This window comes from Mesorhizobium sp. LNHC209A00 (assembly GCF_000502915.1).
Taxonomy (GTDB): Bacteria; Pseudomonadota; Alphaproteobacteria; order Rhizobiales; family Rhizobiaceae; genus Mesorhizobium.
Genome location: NZ_AYWT01000001.1, coordinates 510,318 through 529,672, shown reverse-complemented (window position 1 = coordinate 529,672; position 19,355 = coordinate 510,318). Strand labels below are relative to the sequence as shown.

Here is a 19,355-nt window from a genome sequence, read left to right as displayed (position 1 = left end):
AACCGGATCGAAATGCCGTGAAATAGTTGCTGCAAAGACTCAGCGACACGGCTTTCGGATCCATTTTCTCAGAAAGTGAATCTCTCGGAATCATAAGTGCTTGCCAGTGAATCAACTCTCTGATTCTCTGCCCTAAAGCGTTTCCTGATTTGAGTCGTTCGACGCGTTTTCAGCGTTTTCCGTCTGGGGGGGCAACCTGCCGGGAGACTCGGACTCAATGTAGCGGAAATCTTGGGTTTTTGGTCCGCGGTGAGAGGGGATGACGGGGAATGAAAAGCAAGCATGTGGCCGTATTGCTGGGAGGTTTCTCGTCCGAGCGGCCCGTGTCCCTTTCTTCCGGAAAGGCCTGTGCCGATGCGCTGGAGCAGGAGGGTTACCAGGTCACCCGCGTCGATGTCGGGCGCGATGTCGGCTCGGTGCTTGCCGAGCTCAAGCCTGACGTCGCCTTCAATGCGTTGCACGGGCCTTTTGGCGAGGACGGTACCATCCAGGGCATCCTCGAATATCTCGGCATTCCCTACAGCCATTCCGGCGTGCTGGCCTCGGCGCTTGCCATGAACAAGGAACAGGCGAAGAAGATCGTCAAGTCGGTCGGCGTCCCCGTTGCCGAATCGAAGGTCGCCAACCGGTTCTCCATCCAGAACAAGCATCCGATGAAGCCGCCCTATGTGGTCAAGCCGGTCAGCGAGGGGTCGAGCTTTGGCGTCGTCATCGTGTCGGAGGGGCAATCGCACCCGCCGCAGGTGATCGGGTCGTCCGACTGGAAATATGGCGATACCGTCATGGTCGAGCGCTACATCCATGGGCGCGAGCTGACCTGCGCCGTCATGGGCGATGTGGCGCTTGGCGTCTGCGAGATCATCCCGACGGGCCATTCCTTCTACGACTATGATTCAAAATATGTCGCGGGCGGATCAAAACACGAATGCCCCGCAAAAGTTTCACCGAATATTTACCAAAAAATACAGACACTGGCGCTCAAGGCTCACCAAGCTGTCGGCTGTCGGGGCGTTTCCCGGTCGGACTTCCGTTATGACGATCGTCACTCCGAAAATGGCGAGGTTGTATGGCTCGAGGTCAACACTCAGCCGGGCATGACGCCGACGTCTCTGGTGCCTGAAATTGCCGCCCATGCCGGGCATTCGTTTGGTGAATTGTTGAGTTGGATGGTGGAGGACGCTTCGTGTCTGCGTTGAAATGGGGACAGGGTAAGGTGAGGGGCGCGGCCGGGCCGTCGCTGTTCGGCCTGCCATTGTCGTTGGACCATTTCGTTCTGCCGCGCGTGCTTCGCCGCCCGGTCCGCATCCTGACGCGCCTGGGCGATGGTGAATTCCAGGCGCCGCGCTTCTCCGCCGCGATCATGTCATCGGTGCTGCTGGCCTCGAGTGGCGCCTATGGCGCCTACCTCGGCGGTCATGCCGACGGCATCATTCAAAGCATCACCGCCCGCACCGGCTTCGCGGTCGACCAGGTCAAGGTGGTCGGCAACCGCCAGACTTCGGAGATCGACATTCTCGATAGGCTGGAACTCGATGGCTGGACGTCGCTTATCGGCTTCGATGCCGAGGCCGCGCGGGAGCGTATCGCGACCCTGCCGTGGATCCAAGTTGCCGCGGTGCGCAAGGTCTATCCGCACACGCTGGAAGTGCGGGTCGAGGAGCGTGCGGCTTTCGCGCTCTGGCAGCAGGGCAACGACCTCTCCGTCATCGAGAAGGATGGCGCCGTCATCGTGCCGTTCTCAGGCGGCAGGCAGGTGCTCCTGCCGCTGTTGATCGGCACCGGTGCGCCCGCCAAGGCGCCTGATTTCCTGGCCAGGATCGAACACTATCCCGACCTCGCCGCCCGCATCAAAGGCTATGTCCGCGTTGGCGAACGGCGCTGGGACCTGAAGCTGGATAACGGCATCACGATCAAGTTGCCCGAGGATGACGAGGATCAGGCGCTCGCCGAACTCGTCAAGATGGACCATGACAAGGGGCTGTTGTCGCGCGACATCGCCGCCGTCGACATGCGCCTGACAGACCGGCTGGTCGTGGAGCTGACGCCGCAGGCGGCGACGCAGCGCGAAGCCGCGCTCAACGAGAAGCCGAAAACCCTCAAGCGCAAGCCGGAGACGAAGATATGAGCTGGCTTGGCGGTTCTGGCGATGCCTCGTCGCGCCGGTCGGGCACCCTGACGGTGCTGGACGTCGGCTCGAACAAGGTCTGCTGCATGGTGGCCAAGCTCAAGCCGAACGATGACGGCAAGCTCCTGCGCGGCCGCTCGCATCGCATCCAGGTCATCGGCATCGGCCACCAGAAATCGCAAGGCGTGAAGTCCGGCGTCATCGTCGATCTCGACCGTGCCGAGCATGCCATTCGCCTCTCCGTCGACGCCGCCGAACGGATGGCCGGGCTGACGGTCGATTCGCTGATCGTCAACATGACCGCCGGCCGGCTGAAGAGCGAAAGCTTCTCGGCGACCATCAATCTTGGCGGCCACGAGGCGGACGAAGCCGACGTCAAGCGCGTGCTCGGCGCCGGTGCCAAGCAGGCGCTCAAGGCCGAGCGCGAGGTGGTCCATTCGCTGCCCGTCGGCTTCTCGCTCGATGCCGAGCGTGGCGTGCGCGATCCGCGTGGCATGGTGGGCGACACGCTTGGCGTCGACATGCATGTGCTGACAGGCGATGCGGCGCCGATGCGCAATCTGGAGCTCTCCATCAACCGCTCGCATTTGTCGGTCGAGCGCATGGTGGCGACGCCCTATGCCAGCGGGCTGGCGGCACTGGTCGACGACGAGCTGGAACTCGGAGCCGCCTGCATCGACATGGGCGGCGGCACGACGACGATCTCGGTGTTTTCGGAAGGCAAGTTCGTCCATGGCGACGCCATCGCAATCGGCGGCAACCATGTCACGCTCGACATGGCCAAGGGACTTTCGACCTCGCTCGATGCCGCCGAGCGGCTGAAGGTGATGCACGGCTCGGCGTTGCCAGGCAGCGCCGACGACCGCGACCTGGTCTCGATCCAGCCGATCGGCGACGATGGCGACGTGCCGCTGCAGATCCCGCGTTCGGTGATGACGCGCATCGTGCGCGCCCGGATCGACGAGACGCTCGAACTCCTGCGCGACCGGTTGAACAAGTCCGGCTACGGCAATGCGGTCGGCAAGCGCGTCGTGCTCACCGGCGGCGCCAGCCAGCTGGCCGGCCTGCCGGAAGCGGCGCGCCGCATCCTGGGTCGCAATGTACGCATCGGTCGCCCGCTCGGCGTGGCGGGCCTGCCCGAAGCGGCGAAAGGCCCTGCCTTCTCGGCCGCGGTCGGGCTTCTGATCTATCCGCAGATGGCGAGCTTCGAGAGCCATCCGGCGAAAGGCATTTCCGGTCTCAGAATGACCGGAACGGGTGGAAAACTGCATCGCATGAGTCAGTGGTTGAGAGACAGTTTCTAATTGACGGGGACAGCCCCATAGGCGGCCGCGGCGGCGAAGCGGCGTGAAAGGCAAAGGACGGAGACAATGACCATCAATCTGCAGAAGCCGGACATCACCGAGCTTAAGCCGCGCATCACCGTGTTCGGTGTGGGCGGCGGCGGCGGCAATGCCGTGAACAACATGATCACCGCCGGACTGCGCGGTGTCGAGTTCGTCGTGGCCAACACCGACGCGCAGGCGCTGACCATGTCGAAGGCCTCTCGGCTGATTCAGCTTGGCGCGCATGTCACCGAGGGGCTCGGTGCCGGATCGCAGCCGGAAGTCGGCCGCGCGGCGGCGGAAGAGTGCATCGACGAGATCCTCGACCATCTCACCAACACCCATATGTGCTTCGTCACCGCCGGCATGGGCGGCGGCACCGGCACGGGTGCTGCTCCGGTTGTTGCCCGTGCAGCGCGCGAGAAGGGCATTCTCACCGTCGGCGTCGTCACCAAGCCGTTCCACTTCGAAGGCCAGCGCCGCATGAAGACGGCCGATTTCGGCATCGAGGAGCTGCAGAAATGCGTCGACACCTTGATCGTCATCCCCAACCAGAACCTGTTCCGGCTGGCCAATGACAAGACCACCTTCGCCGACGCCTTCGCGATGGCCGACCAGGTGCTCTACTCCGGTGTGGCCTGCATCACCGACCTGATGGTCAAGGAAGGCCTGATCAACCTCGACTTCGCCGACGTCCGTTCGGTGATGCGCGAAATGGGCAAGGCGATGATGGGCACCGGCGAGGCTTCGGGCGAGGGCCGCGCGATGGCGGCGGCGGAAGCCGCGATCGCCAACCCGCTGCTCGATGAGACCTCGATGAAGGGCGCCAAGGGCCTGCTGATCTCGATCACCGGCGGCCGCGACCTGACCCTGTTCGAAGTCGACGAAGCGGCGACCCGCATCCGCGAGGAAGTCGACCAGGACGCCAACATCATCCTGGGCGCCACTTTCGACGAGGAGCTCGAAGGCGTCATCCGGGTCTCGGTGGTCGCCACCGGCATCGACAAGTCGGCGGCCGAAATAGCCGCCGCGCCGATCTCGATCCGTACCGCGCCGCCGAAGCAGGCTGCCCGGCCGGCCGTCGCCCCGGTGGAAAGCCGCCCGGCGCCGGTCCAGCAGACGGTGTATGAGCCACGCGCCGCCGATCCGGTTGCCGAAGCCATCCAGTTGGCCGAAGCCAATGCCGCGGCCATGGCTCAGGCTCGTCCGGCTCCGGTCGCCCATGCGGACGATTTCCGCCCGCAGAGCAAGATCTTCCAGGCACCGCCCGCACAGCCGCAGCCGATGGTGCAGCCGGTCGTCCAACAGATGATGCAGCCGGCTCCGCAGCCGCGCGAAATGCTGCGTGAGGTCCAGCAGCCGGTGGCGATGGCACCGCAGCGCATGCCGCGCGTCGAGGACTTTCCGCCGGTCGTCAAGGCCGAGGTCGACGCCAAGAGCCGTCCGGCCGACCACGAAAACAGCGGCCCGATGGGCCTCCTGAAGCGCCTGACCAATGGCCTGACCCGCCGCGAGGAGGAGCCTGCACGGCTGCAGCCGGCGCAGCCGCGCGAGCCCAAGCTGCGCCAAGCCGCACCGGAAGTGCGCCGCCTCGCCAGCCAGGACGCCCAGCTTTACGCGCCGCGGCGCGGCCAGCTGGACGATCAGGGCCGCCTGACGCCGCAGACCAGGGCGACTCAGGACGACGACCAGCTCGAGATTCCAGCGTTCCTGCGCCGCCAGGCCAACTGAGCGGTTAACGGACTGTAACAATCGTTAACAGGCAAGCAAGAAATTGCTTGCCTGTTAACGTTAAAAATAGCGTACAATCAATGGTTTATGACGTCGTACATGTTCCAGTTCGTGGTTACAAAGAGTAAGAAACCGTGATTTGGAGTCTCCCTGCCGGGACATTATCTTCGCTGCCAACTATAGTCGGTTTGCCAGGATTTCGGGGGAAGTCGCCCTGCTTGCCGATTTAACAAGAGCCGCGCCCTCGGGCTGGAGAAGCGGACCTAGGCGTTACGGGCTCATGGGGATTGTCTTGCACGACCATCAGACGACAGTGAAGACGCGCGCGTCGCTTACAGGCACCGGCGTCCACAGCGGCAAAGAAGTTTCCATCAGTTTCCTGCCCGCGGATGCCGATACCGGCATCGCGTTCCAGCTCCTGAAAGGAGAAGGGCGGGGCCGTGAGTTCCGCGCCCTGTTTTCCGAGATCGGCGCCACCGACCTTTGCACCATGCTTGGCGATCCTTCGGGCGAGCATATCGCCACGGTCGAGCACATCATGGCCGCCCTGTTAGGACTCGGCATAGACAACGTCATCATCGAGATCGACGGCCACGAGGTCCCAATCCTCGACGGCAGCGCCATGGCGTTCGTCGAAGCCATCGACCAGGCCGGCATCGAGACGCTGGCCGTCAAGCGGCGCTATATCAGGGTGGTCAAGCCGGTCCGCATCGAGAACGGCGCCTCCTGGGCCGAGTTCAGGCCCTATGACGGTACCCGTTTCGAGGTCGAAATCGATTTCGAAAGCCCGGCGATCGGCCGTCAGTTCTTCGCATCCGATATCAATGCCGATATTTTCCGCCGCGACATCGCGCGGGCCCGCACCTTCGGCTTCATGAAGGACGTCGAGCGGCTGTGGGCCGCCGGCTATGCTCTGGGATCCTCGCTGGAAAATTCCCTGGTGATCGGTGACGACAACCGCGTCATCAACATGGGCGGCCTGCGCTATCCCAACGAATTCGTGCGCCACAAGACGCTCGACGCGATGGGCGACCTGGCGCTGGCCGGCGCGCGATTCATCGGATGTTTCCGCTCCTATCGCGGCGGCCATCGGCTGAACGCCGCGGCGCTGCGGCGCCTGCTGTCGGACCGCACCGCCTTCGAGATCGTCGAGACGACACGCCGCGAGCGTGGCCGGGCCGCCGAGATGAACGCCGTCAATGCGCCTCTCTATGCGCCCTGGATGATCTGATTTTCTTAATTTTTTTTGGATTTTATGGATGTGGGTGTTGCATGAATGCATCATCCACCGGCGAAATTGCGTAGATTTTCAAGCCGCGGTCCGCCGCCACAAAAATGCGCGATTGGCTGGACATAGCGTTGCCGGGCAAGGCGGTTATGGTTTATGGCTGCTGCCGTTGATTAGTGCATGTCGCTCAAAAGTGGGGACCAGTTTTGGGACAACTGCATGCAACGAGCATTAAAATAACGCCGAAAGGGCGCAATCCAATCATGTTCTTCAAGCGATTCGGTCAATCGAAAGCGCCGCAGCGGTCTGTCTTCCTGGCGCTTTCGGTGGTTGTTCCATCGCTCTTTCTGGCGGCTTGCATGTCGTCGGAAAAAGACATCGATCTGTCGACCTATGTCGATCAGACCGAACCGGCCGACGTTCTCTACAATCAGGGCCTGGCCAATCTGAACGCCGGCCGCCTGGACGAGGCAAGCAAGAAATTCGACGCGGTCGACCGCCAGCACCCCTATTCGGAATGGGCCCGCAAATCGATGGTGATGGGCGCGTTCGCCGACTATCGAAAGGGCAGCTACGACGACGCGATCCAGTCGGCGAAGCGGTACCTGGCTCTCTATCCGTCAACGGATGACGCGGCCTATGCCCAGTACATCATTGGTCTCAGCTACTATCGCCAGATCAAGGATGTGACGCAGGACCAGAAGGAAGCACGCCAGACCCTGCAGACCATGCAGGACCTGGTGACACGCTGGCCGACGTCGGAGTATGTCGACGATGCCAAGGAAAAGATCCGCTTCGCCAACGACCAGCTCGCCGGCAAGGAAATGCAGATCGGCCGCTATTATCTGGAGCGCCGCGAGTACATCGCCGCCGTCAAACGCTTCCGCACCGTGGTCGAAAGCTATTCCAACACCCGCCACGTAGAGGAAGCGCTCGCGCGCCTCACCGAAAGCTATTACGCGTTGGGCTTGACCTCGGAGGCCCAGACGGCGGCCGCGGTGCTCGGTACCAACTATCCCGACAGTTCGTGGTACAAGGATTCCTACAAGCTGCTGCAGAGCAACGGGCTGGCGCCGCGCGAAAATGCCGGGTCGTGGATATCCAAGGCCGGGAAGCTGATCACCGGCGCCTAACCGCAGAGCCTCCGAGCGAAGCGCGCACAGCGCGCTTTTTCGGATTGATCCGAAGCTCAAACAAAAAGATAGTGCGGCGCTGCGACTCCAACTGTCGGGTGCCGCCTCTATCTTTTTGTTTTCGTGCCTGTCGTTATCCCGGAGCGGGTCCACTTTTGGGCGGCATGCAATAGGTCCGGTTTCTCATGCTTTCCAGACTGTCGATCCGCGATATCGTCCTGATCGAAAAGCTGGACATCGACTTCCAGCCGGGTCTTTCCGTGCTGACCGGCGAAACCGGCGCCGGCAAGTCCATCCTGCTCGATGCCCTGTCGCTGGCGCTCGGCGCGCGTGGCGATGCCTCGCTGGTGCGTCACGGCGCGTCCCAGGGCCAGGTCATTGCCGTGTTCGATGTTCCGCGCAACCATCCGGTGCGCGCGCTGCTTGCCGAAAACGCGATCGAGGACGATGGCGACGTCATCCTGCGGCGCGTGCAAACGGCGGACGGCCGGACCCGTGTGTTCGTCAACGACCAGCCGTCCAGCGTGACGTTGATGCGCGATGTCGGCCGCGCGCTGGTCGAGATCCACGGCCAGCATGACGAACGCGCCTTGGTCGATCCCGGGGCGCATCGCGATGTGCTCGATGCTTTCGGCGGCCATCTCGGCGCCGTCCGCTCGACCGGCGAGGCATGGCGGCACTGGCGCGCCGCCCAGCAGGAGCTGACGCGCCATCGCGCCAAGGTGGAAGCCGCCGCGCGCGAGGCGGACTATCTGCGCGCCGCGGTTGCCGAACTGACCAAGCTCGATCCGCAGCCGGGCGAGGAAACCGAACTTGCCGAGCTGCGTGCCCACATGATGCGCGCCGAGAAGATCGCTTCCGAAATTCACGACGCCCAGGATGTGCTATCCGGCCCGTCCTCGCCCTTGCCGCAACTGGCCAGCCTGCTGAGACGGCTGCAGCGCAAGGCGTCGGAAGCGCCCGGCGTGCTCGAGGACGTGGTGAAATCGCTGGACGAAGCCATGCTGTCGCTCGACGCGGCGCAGTCGGGCGTCGAGGCCGCGCTTCGTGCCACGGAGTATGATCCACAGCGGCTGGAGAAAGCCGAGGAACGACTGTTTTCACTGCGGGCGGCGTCACGCAAGCACAGCGTCGCCGTCGACGACCTGGCGCAGCTGCGCGATACGATGGTTGCCGATCTCGCCGATCTCGATGCCGGCGAAGAACGCCTGCACGGCTTGGAAAAGCAGGCAGCCGCCGCGCGCGAAGCCTATGATATCGCCGCCGCACAGCTATCCTCGCTTCGCCATGCCGCGGCGGTCGGTCTGACCAAGGCGGTCATGGCCGAACTGCCGGCGCTGAAGCTCGAACGCGCGGCCTTCATCGTCGAGATGAAGAGCGAGGCCGAGGCGCGCATGGAAGAGGGCATCGACCAGATCGAGTTCTGGGTGCGCACCAATCCTGGCACGCGGCCCGGGCCGATGATGAAGGTTGCCTCCGGCGGCGAGCTTTCGCGCTTTCTCCTGGCGTTAAAGGTTGCGCTGGCCGACCGTGGTTCGGCGCCGACTCTGGTTTTCGACGAAATCGACACCGGGGTGGGCGGCGCCGTGGCCGACGCCATCGGCCAGCGGCTGGCGCGGCTGTCGAAGCGCGTCCAGGTGCTTTCCGTCACCCATGCGCCGCAAGTGGCGGCGCGCGCGGCAACACATTTCCTGATCTCCAAATCGGGCAGCACCGACCGTGTCGCGACCGGAATTGCCGAGATGGACAGGACTGCGCGGCAGGAGGAGATCGCCCGCATGCTGGCCGGCGCCACGATCACCGACGAGGCGCGCGCCGCCGCCGAGCGGTTGTTGCGCGAGAATACAAACGCGGCGTGAGACGATCCGGCGTCATGAGACGATCAGGTGTCATGGGGCGAGTCAGGATATGGCTCCATCCTGCTGTTCAGGAATGATCTTTTCCGAAAACCGGTTCCCACCTTTCAAGATCATGCTCTATTGTGACGCGCCACCGTTCAGGGACAAAAAGCATGGCTGAAAAACCTGTCGATTCGCTCAGCGAAAGCGAGGCTGAAGCGGAACTCCAGCGCCTTGCCGAGGAGATCGCCGGTCATGACCGGCGCTACCATGCCGAGGACGCGCCCACGATCACGGACGCGGAGTATGACGCGCTGCGGCGGCGCAATCTTGCTATCGAGGAGCGCTTTCCCGGGCTGGTGCGCGAGGATTCGCCCTCGCTCAGGGTGGGTGCCGCCCCGGCGGAAGGCTTCACCAAGGTGCGCCATGCCGTGCCGATGCTCAGCCTCGCCAAGGCCTATACCGACGCCGACGTCACCGATTTCATCGAGCGCGGCCGGCGCTTCTTCGACCGCGACAAAGACCTCGACATTGCCTTCACCGCCGAGCCGAAGATCGACGGGCTGTCGGCTTCGCTGCGTTACGAAAAGGGCGTGTTCGTGCAAGGCGCGACGCGCGGCGACGGCGCTGTCGGCGAGGACATCACCGCCAACCTCAGGACCATCGCCGACATTCCCGCTAAGCTGAAGGGCTCAGGCTGGCCCGAGACCATCGAGATCCGTGGCGAGGTCTATATGACCTATGCCGAATTCGAGGCGCTCAAGGCGCGCTCGGCGGCTGTCGGCGGCCAGGATTACGTCAATCCGCGCAACACGGCGGCCGGGTCGCTGCGCCAGAACGATCCATCCGTAACCGCCAGCCGCAACCTCAAATTCTTTGCCTATGCCTGGGGTTACACGACAGCGGATCCGGCACCAACGCAATACGAATCAGTGCAGAAATTCGCCGATTGGGGCTTCAAGATCAGTCCGCTGCTGGTGCGGGCGAAATCGGTCGAGGAATTGGTCGCGCATTATCACCTGATCGAGGAGCAGCGCTCGTCGCTCGGCTATGACATAGACGGCGTCGTCTACAAGGTCGACCAGTTGGAGCTGCAGCGCCGCTGGGGTTTCGTCACCGGTGAACCACGCTGGGCCATTGCCCACAAATTCCCGGCCGAACAGGCGATGACGACCGTGCACAGGATCGACATCCAGGTCGGCCGGACGGGCACGCTGGCGCCGGTCGCGCGGCTCGCCCCGGTGACGGTCGGCGGCGTGGTGGTGGAGAACGTCACGCTGCACAATGAAGATTATATCAAGGGCCTGGACAGTACAGGGCAGCCGATCCGCGACGGCATCGACGTGCGCATCGGCGACACGGTGGTGATCCAGCGGGCAGGCGATGTCATCCCGCAGATCGTCAGCGTCGTTATCGACAAGCGTCCGCCCGATGCCGTGCCGTACGAATTCCCGCACTCTTGCCCGATCTGCGGCTCGCCGGCGACGCGCGAGATCAACGAGAAGACCGGCAAGGAGGATTCGCGCCGCCGCTGCACCGGCGAACTGATCTGCCCGGCGCAGGCCGTGGAGGGGCTGCGCCACTTCGTGTCGCGCGGCGCCCTGGATATCGAAGGCCTGGGCGCGGAGAACATCGACCTGTTTTTCAATGCGGGTTTGATCAAGACAGCCGCCGACATCTTCACGCTCAGGGAGCGCCGCCCGGCCGTGACCAAGGCGCTGGCCGAGCGGCGCGAGGAGCAGGCTAGGCAGCGCGAGGCCGCATCCGGCAAGACCCGCAAGAATGTGCGCAGCGTCGAGGACCGCAATTACGAAGGCCTCGACAAATTGTTCGCGGCCATCGATTCGCGCCGCGAGCCGGAGCTCGACCGCTTCATCTTCGCGCTCGGCATCCGCCATATAGGCGAGACGACGGCAGCCGTGCTTGCGCGAACATTCTCGACCATCGAGGAGCTGATCCGAGTCGGCAAGGAGACGGCCGCGGCGGAGGATCCACATGCCGTCTTCCCATCGATCAATGGCATTGGCGATACGGTGATCGATGCGCTGCGCGATTTCTTCGGCAATGAGCGCAATGACGAGGTGCTCGAGAAGTTGTTGGAGCAGGTCAAGCCGAAGCCCTATATCGTCACCGTTTCGGCCGACAGCGAGGTCGCCGGCAAGACGATCGTCTTCACCGGTTCGCTGGAAAAGATGACCCGTTCCGAAGCCAAGGCGATGGCCGAACGTCTCGGCGCCAAGGTGGCCGGCTCGGTTTCGGCCAAGACCGATCTGCTGGTCGCGGGACCGGGTGCGGGCTCCAAGCTCAAGCTTGCCAGCGAACTCGGCGTCGAGGTCATCGACGAGGACACCTGGCTGCAGCGGGTCGGCAAGTCGTGATGGGCGAAGCGTTCAAAGGGTTCGGCCCCAAGGCCATTCCGTTCCTGAAAGCGCTCGATTTCCACCAGAGCCGCGAGTGGTTCCTGGAGAACCGCGAGCTGTTCGAAAAGGAATTGCGCGATCCACTGGGCGATCTCGTCGAGACGCTTGCGCGGCGATTTGCGGAAGCCGGCCTCGGCCTGCGCGGCGATCGCAAGAAGTCGTTGTTTCGCATCAATCGCGACGTGCGCTTCGCCAAGGACAAGCGGCCTTACAACAGGCATGTCTCGGCGATCCTGTCGCCGGACGGCAGCAAGGCGGTGCAGGGTGTCTTCTATGTCCATATCGGGCTGGAGGGATGCTACGCCGGCGTCGCCTGGTGGCAGCCGGAGGCCGCGCTCCTGTTGTCGATGCGTCGGGCCATCGAGACATGGCCCGAGCGGTTTCGCGCCATGGTGAAGGCGTTGAACAAAAATGGCCTCGAACTCGATGCCGAAGGCGGCATGAAACGCACGCCGCGCGGCTTCGAACACGTCTCTGACAAAGACCTCGCCGGCGCCATTCGCAACCGGCATTTCGCCGTCCGTCACCCGATCGATCCAGCTGGTATCCACGGGCCGGAATTGGTCGAGGAACTCCTCGACTTCACCATGCGCGCCAAGCCGCTGCTCGACTGGGGCAGGGCGGTCGAGGGCACGGGAGCGAGGGACTGAGTTCCCACGCGACGGTCGCGACGATCATTTCCGCTGATCGTTTGGCTCAAGCGAATTCGTGTGACAACCAGGGCAGTGCTTCCTAAATCAGCCCTCTGACCGGGGAGAGACATGTCGGCGCAAGCAATTTCCGAGACCGGCGCGAAAAGCGACTTCTGGCAAGGCGTACGGCTCTCCGTGCCGGTCGTGGTGGCGGCGGCGCCCTTCGGGCTGCTGTTCGGCGCGATTGCCGTCGACAACGGCTTTTCCGTTTTCGAAGCCTTCCTGATGAGCGCGCTGATCTTCGGCGGCGCCAGCCAGATGGTCGGCATAGAACTGTTCGGCCAGCATGTCGCGCCGTGGCTGATCGTGCTATCGATCTTCGCCGTCAATTTCCGCCACGTGCTCTATTCCGCCGGCATTGGCCGGCGCATCGCGCACTGGTCCGGGGTGCAGCAGGCGCTCGGCTTCTTCATCCTCACCGATCCGCAATTCGCCGTCGCCGAGGCCAGGGCCCAGTCAGGCCAGACCGTCGGCTTTGCCTGGTATCTGGGACTTGGGCTGCCGGTGTATGTATTCTGGACCATCGAAAGCGCGCTCGGTGCGCTGTTTGGAAAGCTTATTCCCGATCCCCATGCGCTGGGGATCGATTTCCTGCTGCCGATCTATTTCCTTGGCCTGGTGATGGGCTTCCGCAAGCGGCCGCTGTGGCTGCCGGTGGTCATCGCCAGCGCCTTCGCCTCGATCATCGCCTACAAGACAGTGGGTTCGCCCTGGCACGTTTCGATCGGCGCCGTCGCCGGCGTGTTGCTCGCCGTCGTCCTGCCGCCGCATCACAGCGGTGTGGAGACAAGGCCATGAGCACGACCTTCTGGATCATCATCGCCGGCGCCATCGCCACCTATCTCACCCGTATTGGCGGGCATCTGGTCATCTCGCGCTTCGACCACATCCATCCGCGTGTCGAGGCCGGGCTCAACGCCGTGCCTGCGGCGGTGCTGACGACGCTTGTGGCGCCGGCCGCGCTCGGCGCGGGCCCGGCGGAGTGGGCAGCGCTGGTCGTCTCCGCGCTGGTGGCGCTGCGTGGCGGGCTGATGGCGATGTTTCTGGCGGGCGCGGCGGTGTTGATCGTAGCGCGCCAGTTCGTCGGGTAGGGCGCATCGATATCCAGGTGATTCCGGCCTGCAGACGGCTGATACCCGCGCTTCGGTGCTCCAATCCGGTTCTCGGCATCAACCGTTTTTTCGGCTCGGCCCGGCCTGAACCTCGACACGCCCTTCAGCGCTTCAGAAAATCAAATCTTCGCGTCGTGCGGCAGCGGTGCCGTCGCCTTTTCCAGCCAGGCCAGCGTTTCGCCGTCGAGCATCGGACCGATCTCGGCCAGCACGCGGGCATGGTAGGCGTCGAGCCAGTGCAATTCGTCTCGGGTCAGCAGATCCGATCGCACCAGCCTCACGTCGATCGGGGCGAGCGTCAGCGTCTCGAAACCGTGCATTGCGATGTCGCCGCCCTCGATCTGTTCGGCCGGCGTCACCAGGATGAGGTTTTCGATGCGAATGCCGTAGGCGCCCTCCTTGTAGTAGCCGGGCTCGTTCGACAGCATCATGCCCTCTAGCAGCTTTTCGGTGCCGGTGCGGGCGATGCGCTGCGGACCCTCATGCACGGCCAGGTATGAGCCGACACCGTGGCCGGTGCCATGGGCGAAGTCGCAGCCATGTCTCCACAGCGCCATGCGGGCGACGGCGTCGATCTCCGAGCCGCGCGTGCCGGCGGGGAAGCGCAGCGTGGAAATGCCGATCATCCCTTTCAGCACCAACGTGAAGCGCTCGCGCATCTCTTCGGTCGGCTGGCCGATCGGCACGGTGCGGGTGATGTCTGTCGTGCCGTCCTGGTATTGCGCGCCGGAATCGAGCAGGAACAGCTCACCAGCCTGCAGCTTGCGGCTGGTGGCGCGCGAGACGCGGTAATGCATGATGGCGCCGTTCGGGCCGGCGCCCGAAATGGTGTCGAAAGAGACGTCGCGCAGCGGCATCTGCGTTTCCTCGCCAGTCTGCCGACGGGTTTCTTCGAGCCTGGTGACAACCGCGATTTCGTCGAGCGAGCCGGGTTTCTGGCGCTCCAGCCAGCACAACAGCTTGGCCACCGCCGCGCCGTCGCGGCGATGCGCGGCGCGCGAGCCGTTGATCTCGGCCTGGTTCTTTGTGGCGCGCGGAATGCGGGCAGGGTCGGGCGCGGCAATCACCGTGCCACCATTGTCCTCGACCAGCATGCGCAACCGGTCGGCGGCCAGCACCGGATCGAGCGCGATTTTCGCGCCGCTTTTCGCAAGTGCGGCAATCGCGCCTTCGAATTCGCCGGGCTCGTGCGGATCGGCAAGTTGGGTGAGGTAGGCCGCCACCTGGCGCGAGAACTTGCGCCGATCCATGAAAAGCTGGTGCGACCCGTCGGCGGCGAGGATGGCGAAGCCGAGCGCCAGCGGCGTGTGCGGCACGTCACCGCCACGAATGTTGAAGGCCCAGGCGATGGACGAGGGGTCGGTCAGCACCGCATGGGTGGCGCCGTCCTTGCCGATCGACGTCGCCAGCCGCGCCAGCTTGTCCTTGGCGAGTTCGCCGGCAAAGCCGATCGGGTGCAGCTCTACCGGGGTCACGGGTGCCGCGGGCTGATCCTTCCAGATGATGTCGATGGGGTTCCGTTCGAGCGGCACCAGCACCGCGCCGGTCTTGTAGGCGGACGCCTGCAGCGCCTTGACTTCGCCGATCGTGTGCAGCCAGGGATCGAACCCCAGCCGCGCCCCCTTGCCGATGTTGTCCTTGAGCCAGACAGCGGGCGGATTGTCGACCAGGCTTTCGATCGAAAAGATGCCGAGATCGACTTCGCCACGCACCTGCAGCGTGTAGCGCCCGTCGACAAAGACGAAGGCGCGGTCGCGCAGCACGATGGCGACGCCGGCCGAGCCGCTGAAGCCGGTCAGCCATTTCAGCCGTGCCGACCGGTCGGCGACGTATTCGCCCTGGTGCTCGTCGGCGCGCGGAACGATGAAGCCATCGAGGCCGTTCGCGGCCAGCCACTGGCGCAGTAGCGCCACGCGCGGCTTGCCGACCGCCGGATCGCCCGCGGAATCGAAGGTCTGGAACATTGTGGGCCTCCTTGGTATCCGCGCGACCGTAGCCTATGGGCCTGGAAAGTGGAATCGATTTTCCGGAGGCGCAAATTGCAACAGCATCGCCTGGCTGACAACCAAATGAGGCTGGTCCAGCCATGGCACGAAAGGGGACCGCGCCGGCATTCTCTTGGCTATGCCGCCCTGGCGACACGCATCGGAGTCCGGCAATGGGGACCGTTGAGGGCCGGCAACCGCCTTGCCGGCCTCAATGCTTGAGATGGATCGTCACCCAGCCTTCGCGGTGCAAGGTACTGACGTGGCGGAAATTCTGGCCGACATAGGCCGAGATCACAGCGTCGCGCTGGCGGTCGAGGATGCCTGACAACACGATCGAGCCGCCAAGTGCGATATGTCCGGCCATTTGCGGCGCCAGCCGCATCAGCGGCCGGGCCAATATGTTGGCGACGATGAGGTCGAAGGGTGCGCGCCTGGCAAAGATCGGGTGGTGAAAGCCAGGCGCGGTCACCGTCTCGATCAGGCCTTTGACGTGGTTCAGCCTGGCATTGGCGGCGGCAACCTTGACCGCAACCGGATCGATGTCGGTGGCCAGCACCGGAATATGGGCCAGTTTGGCGACGGCGATCGCCAGCACCGCGCTGCCGGTACCGAGGTCGAGTGCGTTACGCGGATGCTCGCGCCGCACGACTTTCTCCAGCATTTCGAGGCAGCCCGCGGTGGTGCCGTGGTGGCCGGTGCCGAAGGCAAGGCCGGCCTCGATCTCGATGGCGAGCTCGCCGCTGTGGCGCTTCCTGCTGTCATGCGCGCCGTGGACGAAGAAACGGCCGGCGCGCACCGGCTTCAACCCTTCCAGGGAACGTGCCACCCAGTCGATGTCGGGCAGCGCCTCGCGCTCGACCGGTCTCGACAAAGCGAGGCCGGCGAGAACATCGTTCAGCCGCGCCTCGACCGCCTCGACGTCGCCATCGGCGTAGAGCGAGACCTCGTGGATGTCGGCGTCTTCGTCGACCTCCAGCACGGCAATCGGCAGGCCTTCATCCTCGAAGGCCGTTTCGAGCGCCGCGAAGATACGCTCGGCCTCGATCTTTCCGGTGGTGAAATGGAGCCGCGTCTGGGTCATGTGAATTCTTGTCAGCCCTTCGCGGCGAGGCGCTTCAGCTTCTCCACGGCGGTGCTGGCATTCTCGCCATAGGCGATCGTGCCCGCGAAGTCGCCCTTGGCGTTGAGCAGCAGCACCGACGCGGTGTGGTCCATGGTGTAATCGCCGTCGCCGGTATCGACCTTCTTCCAATAGATGCCGAACGCCTTGGCCATGGCATGTACCTTGTCCGGGTCGCCGGTAATGCCGGTGATGCGGTCGGAGAAATTGCTGACATAGGCGTTCATCACCGGCGGCGTATCGCGCTCCGGATCGACCGAGACGAAATAGGCATGCAGGTTCTTGCCGTCGTCGCCGAGCGTCTTCAGCCAGCCGGAGAGTTCGAACAGCGTGGTCGGGCAGACCTCGGGGCAGTGGGTGAAGCCGAAGAAGACGACGCTGGGCTGGCCCCGGAAGGCGGCCTCGGTGACCGGTGCGCCTTTCTGGTCGACCAGGGTGAACGCCGCGCCGAACGGTTCGCCGCCATAATGGCCGCGATACCAGTCGAAGGTCAGCCAGCCGATGCCGGCCGCCATCAGAACGAGAATGCCGACCAGGATAGAACGCATCATCAGAAAAGTCCGTCCGTAATGTCACGGTGCGCCGGCCAGAACCATGCGCCCGTTGTCCGGCCACAGTCTTAGCGGTTCGACGGGGTACACGCAAAGATGCCGCGTTGACGCAACCGCCTGTGGCGGATGCCTGCGGTTCGATCGGATCTTGCGCCTTGCAATGTGTCGGCCTTGGCCCCACCTGAGACCCCGGCAACTCGAACCGCAGGAGGATTCTTTGCCGGGATTGACTGAGCCAGGATTGATCGGGCGAGGCTTCATCGGACGAAAGCCGATCGGCGGTGCTTTGGCCGCGTGTGTCGTGCTTGCCGCCGGTAGCGCCATTGCCGAGGAAGTCGGCAAGGTCGGCGTCGACTGGATCGGCAACGACATCATCGTCGAGGCGATCAAGGATCCGAAAGTGGAGGGCGTCACCTGCCACGTTTCCTATTTCGATCGCAGCGTCATCGACCGCCTGCACAAGGGCAACTGGTTCGAGGATCCGAGCGATTCCTCGATCTCCTGCCGTCAGACCGGCCCGATCACCATCGGCGACATCGACACAAGCGAGGCCGGCGAAGAGGTTTTCAAGCAAGGCATCAGCCTGATCTGGAAGAAGCAGGTGGTGAACCGCATCTACGACAAGACCAACGAGACGTTGATCTATCTCTCGCATTCGCGCCAGGTGCAGAACGGCTCGGCGAAAATGTCGGTCACGACAGTGCCGCTCTACGGCCAGAACGTGGTGTGGAGCAAGGGCCAGCCGAAATAGGCGGGCGATTGGTCCCGATAGGGCACCATTGAGTTGCAGACAGAAGCCTGCTCTTTACACGAAATGTATGAGGAGATTTGGTGATGTCCCCGCCGCCCTGGAGCCGATCTCGGCCAATTTCATGTGACTTCTGCGGCGCGAAAAATGACGACGACAGGAAATTCGTTGCCGGTCTTTCTAGATACACCTGCGAGAAATGCATTGCTCCTGCATTCAAGGACGCCCTTTGGAAATCAAAAGCGGGTCTAATGGCTATCGTGTGCTCGGTGTGTGATTTCCAGAATGATGGAAAGAGGCGATTTATGGCTGAAAAGATCTCGTTTATTTGCGACGAGTGCGTCAGCCTCGCAACTGAGCGGCTGGGTGCTATAACTTGAGCTGCTGTAACGGGAGTAGTGACTCGTCGGGTACCCGGCTTGCGGTACCAATCATCCCGGCGTAAAGCCGCCCGCATGGACCGTTCCGAAAACCTCGTCCTGAAGGATTCCGAGCCGCGCATCCATCCGACCGCGGAGCTGAAGGCGTGCAAGCTCGGCCGCTACGCTTCGATCGGCGAGCGGGTGGTGCTGCGCGAGGTGGGCGTCGGCGACTTCTCCTATTTCGAGCGTCATGCCGAGGCGATCTATACGAGCATCGGCAAATTCTGCTCGATCGCCGCCAACAGCCGCATCAACGCGCTGGAGCATCCGATTGAGCGATTGACCCAGCACAAGGTCAGCTATCGGCCGAACGAGTATTTCCGCTGGTTGGGTGTCGATGCGGCGTTCCGCGAGCGGCGGCGGGCAAAAACTGTGACCATCGGCCATGACGTCTGGATCGGTCATGGCGCGGTGGTCATGCCCCGCATCGCCATCGGCAATGGCGCGGTCATCGGCGCCAATGCGGTGGTGACGCAGGACGTGCCATCCTACACGATCGTCGCCGGCGTGCCGGCGAAGCCGCTCAGGCCGCGCTTTGCGCCTGACACAGCGGCGCGGATCGACGCTCTCGCCTGGTGGGACTGGCCGGTCGACAAACTCGCCAGGGCGGTTCCCGACATCCAGTCCATGCCGATCGAGGCCTTCCTCGATCGGTGGGAAAACGACGCCGGTTAGGCCGGCATCCACGCCTGTCCCGCTCGCTTCCCGTTGTTCCAACGGCCGCGCATTCCATTCGGGCAAGAAGCCTTGGCTGTAATCAATGAGCTGCGGGAAAGTGGAGCAACCGCGCTGGCCGGCGGGAAACCATGCCCCGCGCTCTCCGAACTGAAACCCCTTCCGCCATGCGGGGGTGGCGCAGCGGAAGGGGCTGGAGGTAAACCGCTGTGAAGCGGAAGGAGCAGGCGCTGTACCTGCCCGGTTA

The 19,355-nt window shown here is 63.7% G+C and carries 16 protein-coding genes; 13 read left to right on the top strand and 3 right to left on the bottom strand.

From position 1 onward, the window contains the following. Positions 1-269 precede the first annotated feature (269 nt). From X739_RS163305 to X739_RS163355, 11 genes are all read left to right on the top strand, one after another. Positions 270-1,196 (top strand): D-alanine--D-alanine ligase, encoded by a 927-nt coding sequence (locus X739_RS163305; RefSeq protein WP_023769667.1) that lies wholly within the window; start codon positions 270-272, stop codon positions 1,194-1,196. Next, positions 1,184-2,125: a cell division protein FtsQ/DivIB gene (locus X739_RS163310; RefSeq protein ID WP_023782703.1), complete on the top strand. Its 942-nt coding sequence runs from the start codon at positions 1,184-1,186 to the stop codon at positions 2,123-2,125. Before X739_RS163305 ends, X739_RS163310 begins: the two co-directional genes overlap by 13 nt. Next, the gene (ftsA, locus tag X739_RS163315) at positions 2,122-3,429 is read left to right on the top strand and encodes a cell division protein FtsA (RefSeq protein WP_023782702.1); all 1,308 of its coding nucleotides are present in this window, start codon (positions 2,122-2,124) and stop codon (positions 3,427-3,429) included. Before X739_RS163310 ends, ftsA begins: the two co-directional genes overlap by 4 nt. A gap of 66 nt (positions 3,430-3,495) precedes the next feature. Further along, a complete protein-coding gene (gene ftsZ / locus X739_RS163320; RefSeq protein ID WP_015317216.1) occupies positions 3,496-5,181 on the top strand; it encodes a cell division protein FtsZ in 1,686 nt (561 codons plus the stop codon). Positions 5,182-5,461: 280 nt separating this feature from the next. Beyond that, entirely contained in the window at positions 5,462-6,412 is a 951-nt protein-coding gene (gene lpxC, locus X739_RS163325; protein ID WP_023769670.1) for a UDP-3-O-acyl-N-acetylglucosamine deacetylase, read from the top strand. Positions 6,413-6,672: 260 nt separating this feature from the next. Next, positions 6,673-7,542, top strand: coding sequence for an outer membrane protein assembly factor BamD (locus X739_RS163330; protein WP_023769671.1), 870 nt, complete (start codon positions 6,673-6,675; stop codon positions 7,540-7,542). A 185-nt stretch (positions 7,543-7,727) separates the two neighbouring features. Continuing rightward, positions 7,728-9,401, top strand: a complete 1,674-nt coding sequence (recN, locus tag X739_RS163335) for a DNA repair protein RecN (protein WP_023769672.1) — start codon at positions 7,728-7,730, stop codon at positions 9,399-9,401. A gap of 152 nt (positions 9,402-9,553) precedes the next feature. After that, positions 9,554-11,758 carry an NAD-dependent DNA ligase LigA gene (ligA, locus tag X739_RS163340; RefSeq protein WP_023792165.1) on the top strand — a complete coding sequence of 735 codons (2,205 nt, stop codon included), beginning with the start codon at positions 9,554-9,556 and terminating at the stop codon, positions 11,756-11,758. Next, entirely contained in the window at positions 11,758-12,450 is a 693-nt protein-coding gene (locus tag X739_RS163345) for a TIGR02453 family protein (RefSeq protein ID WP_023792162.1), read from the top strand. The genes ligA and X739_RS163345 overlap by 1 nt, the downstream gene beginning before the upstream one ends. A 111-nt stretch (positions 12,451-12,561) precedes the next feature. Next, complete coding sequence (locus X739_RS163350; RefSeq protein WP_023769675.1) at positions 12,562-13,290, top strand: AzlC family ABC transporter permease; 729 nt, start codon at positions 12,562-12,564, stop codon at positions 13,288-13,290. Continuing rightward, positions 13,287-13,583: an AzlD family protein gene (locus X739_RS163355; RefSeq protein ID WP_023769676.1), complete on the top strand. Its 297-nt coding sequence runs from the start codon at positions 13,287-13,289 to the stop codon at positions 13,581-13,583. The genes X739_RS163350 and X739_RS163355 overlap by 4 nt, the downstream gene beginning before the upstream one ends. Before the next feature lie 140 nt (positions 13,584-13,723). Here X739_RS163355 and X739_RS163360 read toward each other — a convergent pair whose 3' ends face one another. The 3 genes from X739_RS163360 to X739_RS163370 all read right to left on the bottom strand — a co-directional run bounded on the left by X739_RS163360 (position 13,724) and on the right by X739_RS163370 (position 17,263). After that, on the bottom strand, positions 13,724-15,568 hold the full coding sequence (locus tag X739_RS163360; protein ID WP_023792157.1) for an aminopeptidase P family protein: 1,845 nt from the start codon (positions 15,566-15,568) through the stop codon (positions 13,724-13,726). A gap of 232 nt (positions 15,569-15,800) precedes the next feature. After that, the gene (locus tag X739_RS163365) at positions 15,801-16,673 is read right to left on the bottom strand and encodes a 50S ribosomal protein L11 methyltransferase (protein ID WP_023782697.1); all 873 of its coding nucleotides are present in this window, start codon (positions 16,671-16,673) and stop codon (positions 15,801-15,803) included. A gap of 11 nt (positions 16,674-16,684) precedes the next feature. After that, positions 16,685-17,263, bottom strand: a complete 579-nt coding sequence (locus X739_RS163370) for an SCO family protein (protein WP_023792152.1) — start codon at positions 17,261-17,263, stop codon at positions 16,685-16,687. A gap of 217 nt (positions 17,264-17,480) precedes the next feature. On the opposite strand from X739_RS163370, the gene X739_RS163375 reads away from it, so the two are divergent. Beyond that, a complete protein-coding gene (locus tag X739_RS163375) occupies positions 17,481-18,014 on the top strand; it encodes a CreA family protein (RefSeq protein ID WP_245273768.1) in 534 nt (177 codons plus the stop codon). Between the two features lie 452 nt (positions 18,015-18,466). Beyond that, complete coding sequence (locus tag X739_RS163380) at positions 18,467-19,108, top strand: DapH/DapD/GlmU-related protein (protein ID WP_023792146.1); 642 nt, start codon at positions 18,467-18,469, stop codon at positions 19,106-19,108. The last annotated feature ends 247 nt before the right edge of the window (positions 19,109-19,355 follow it).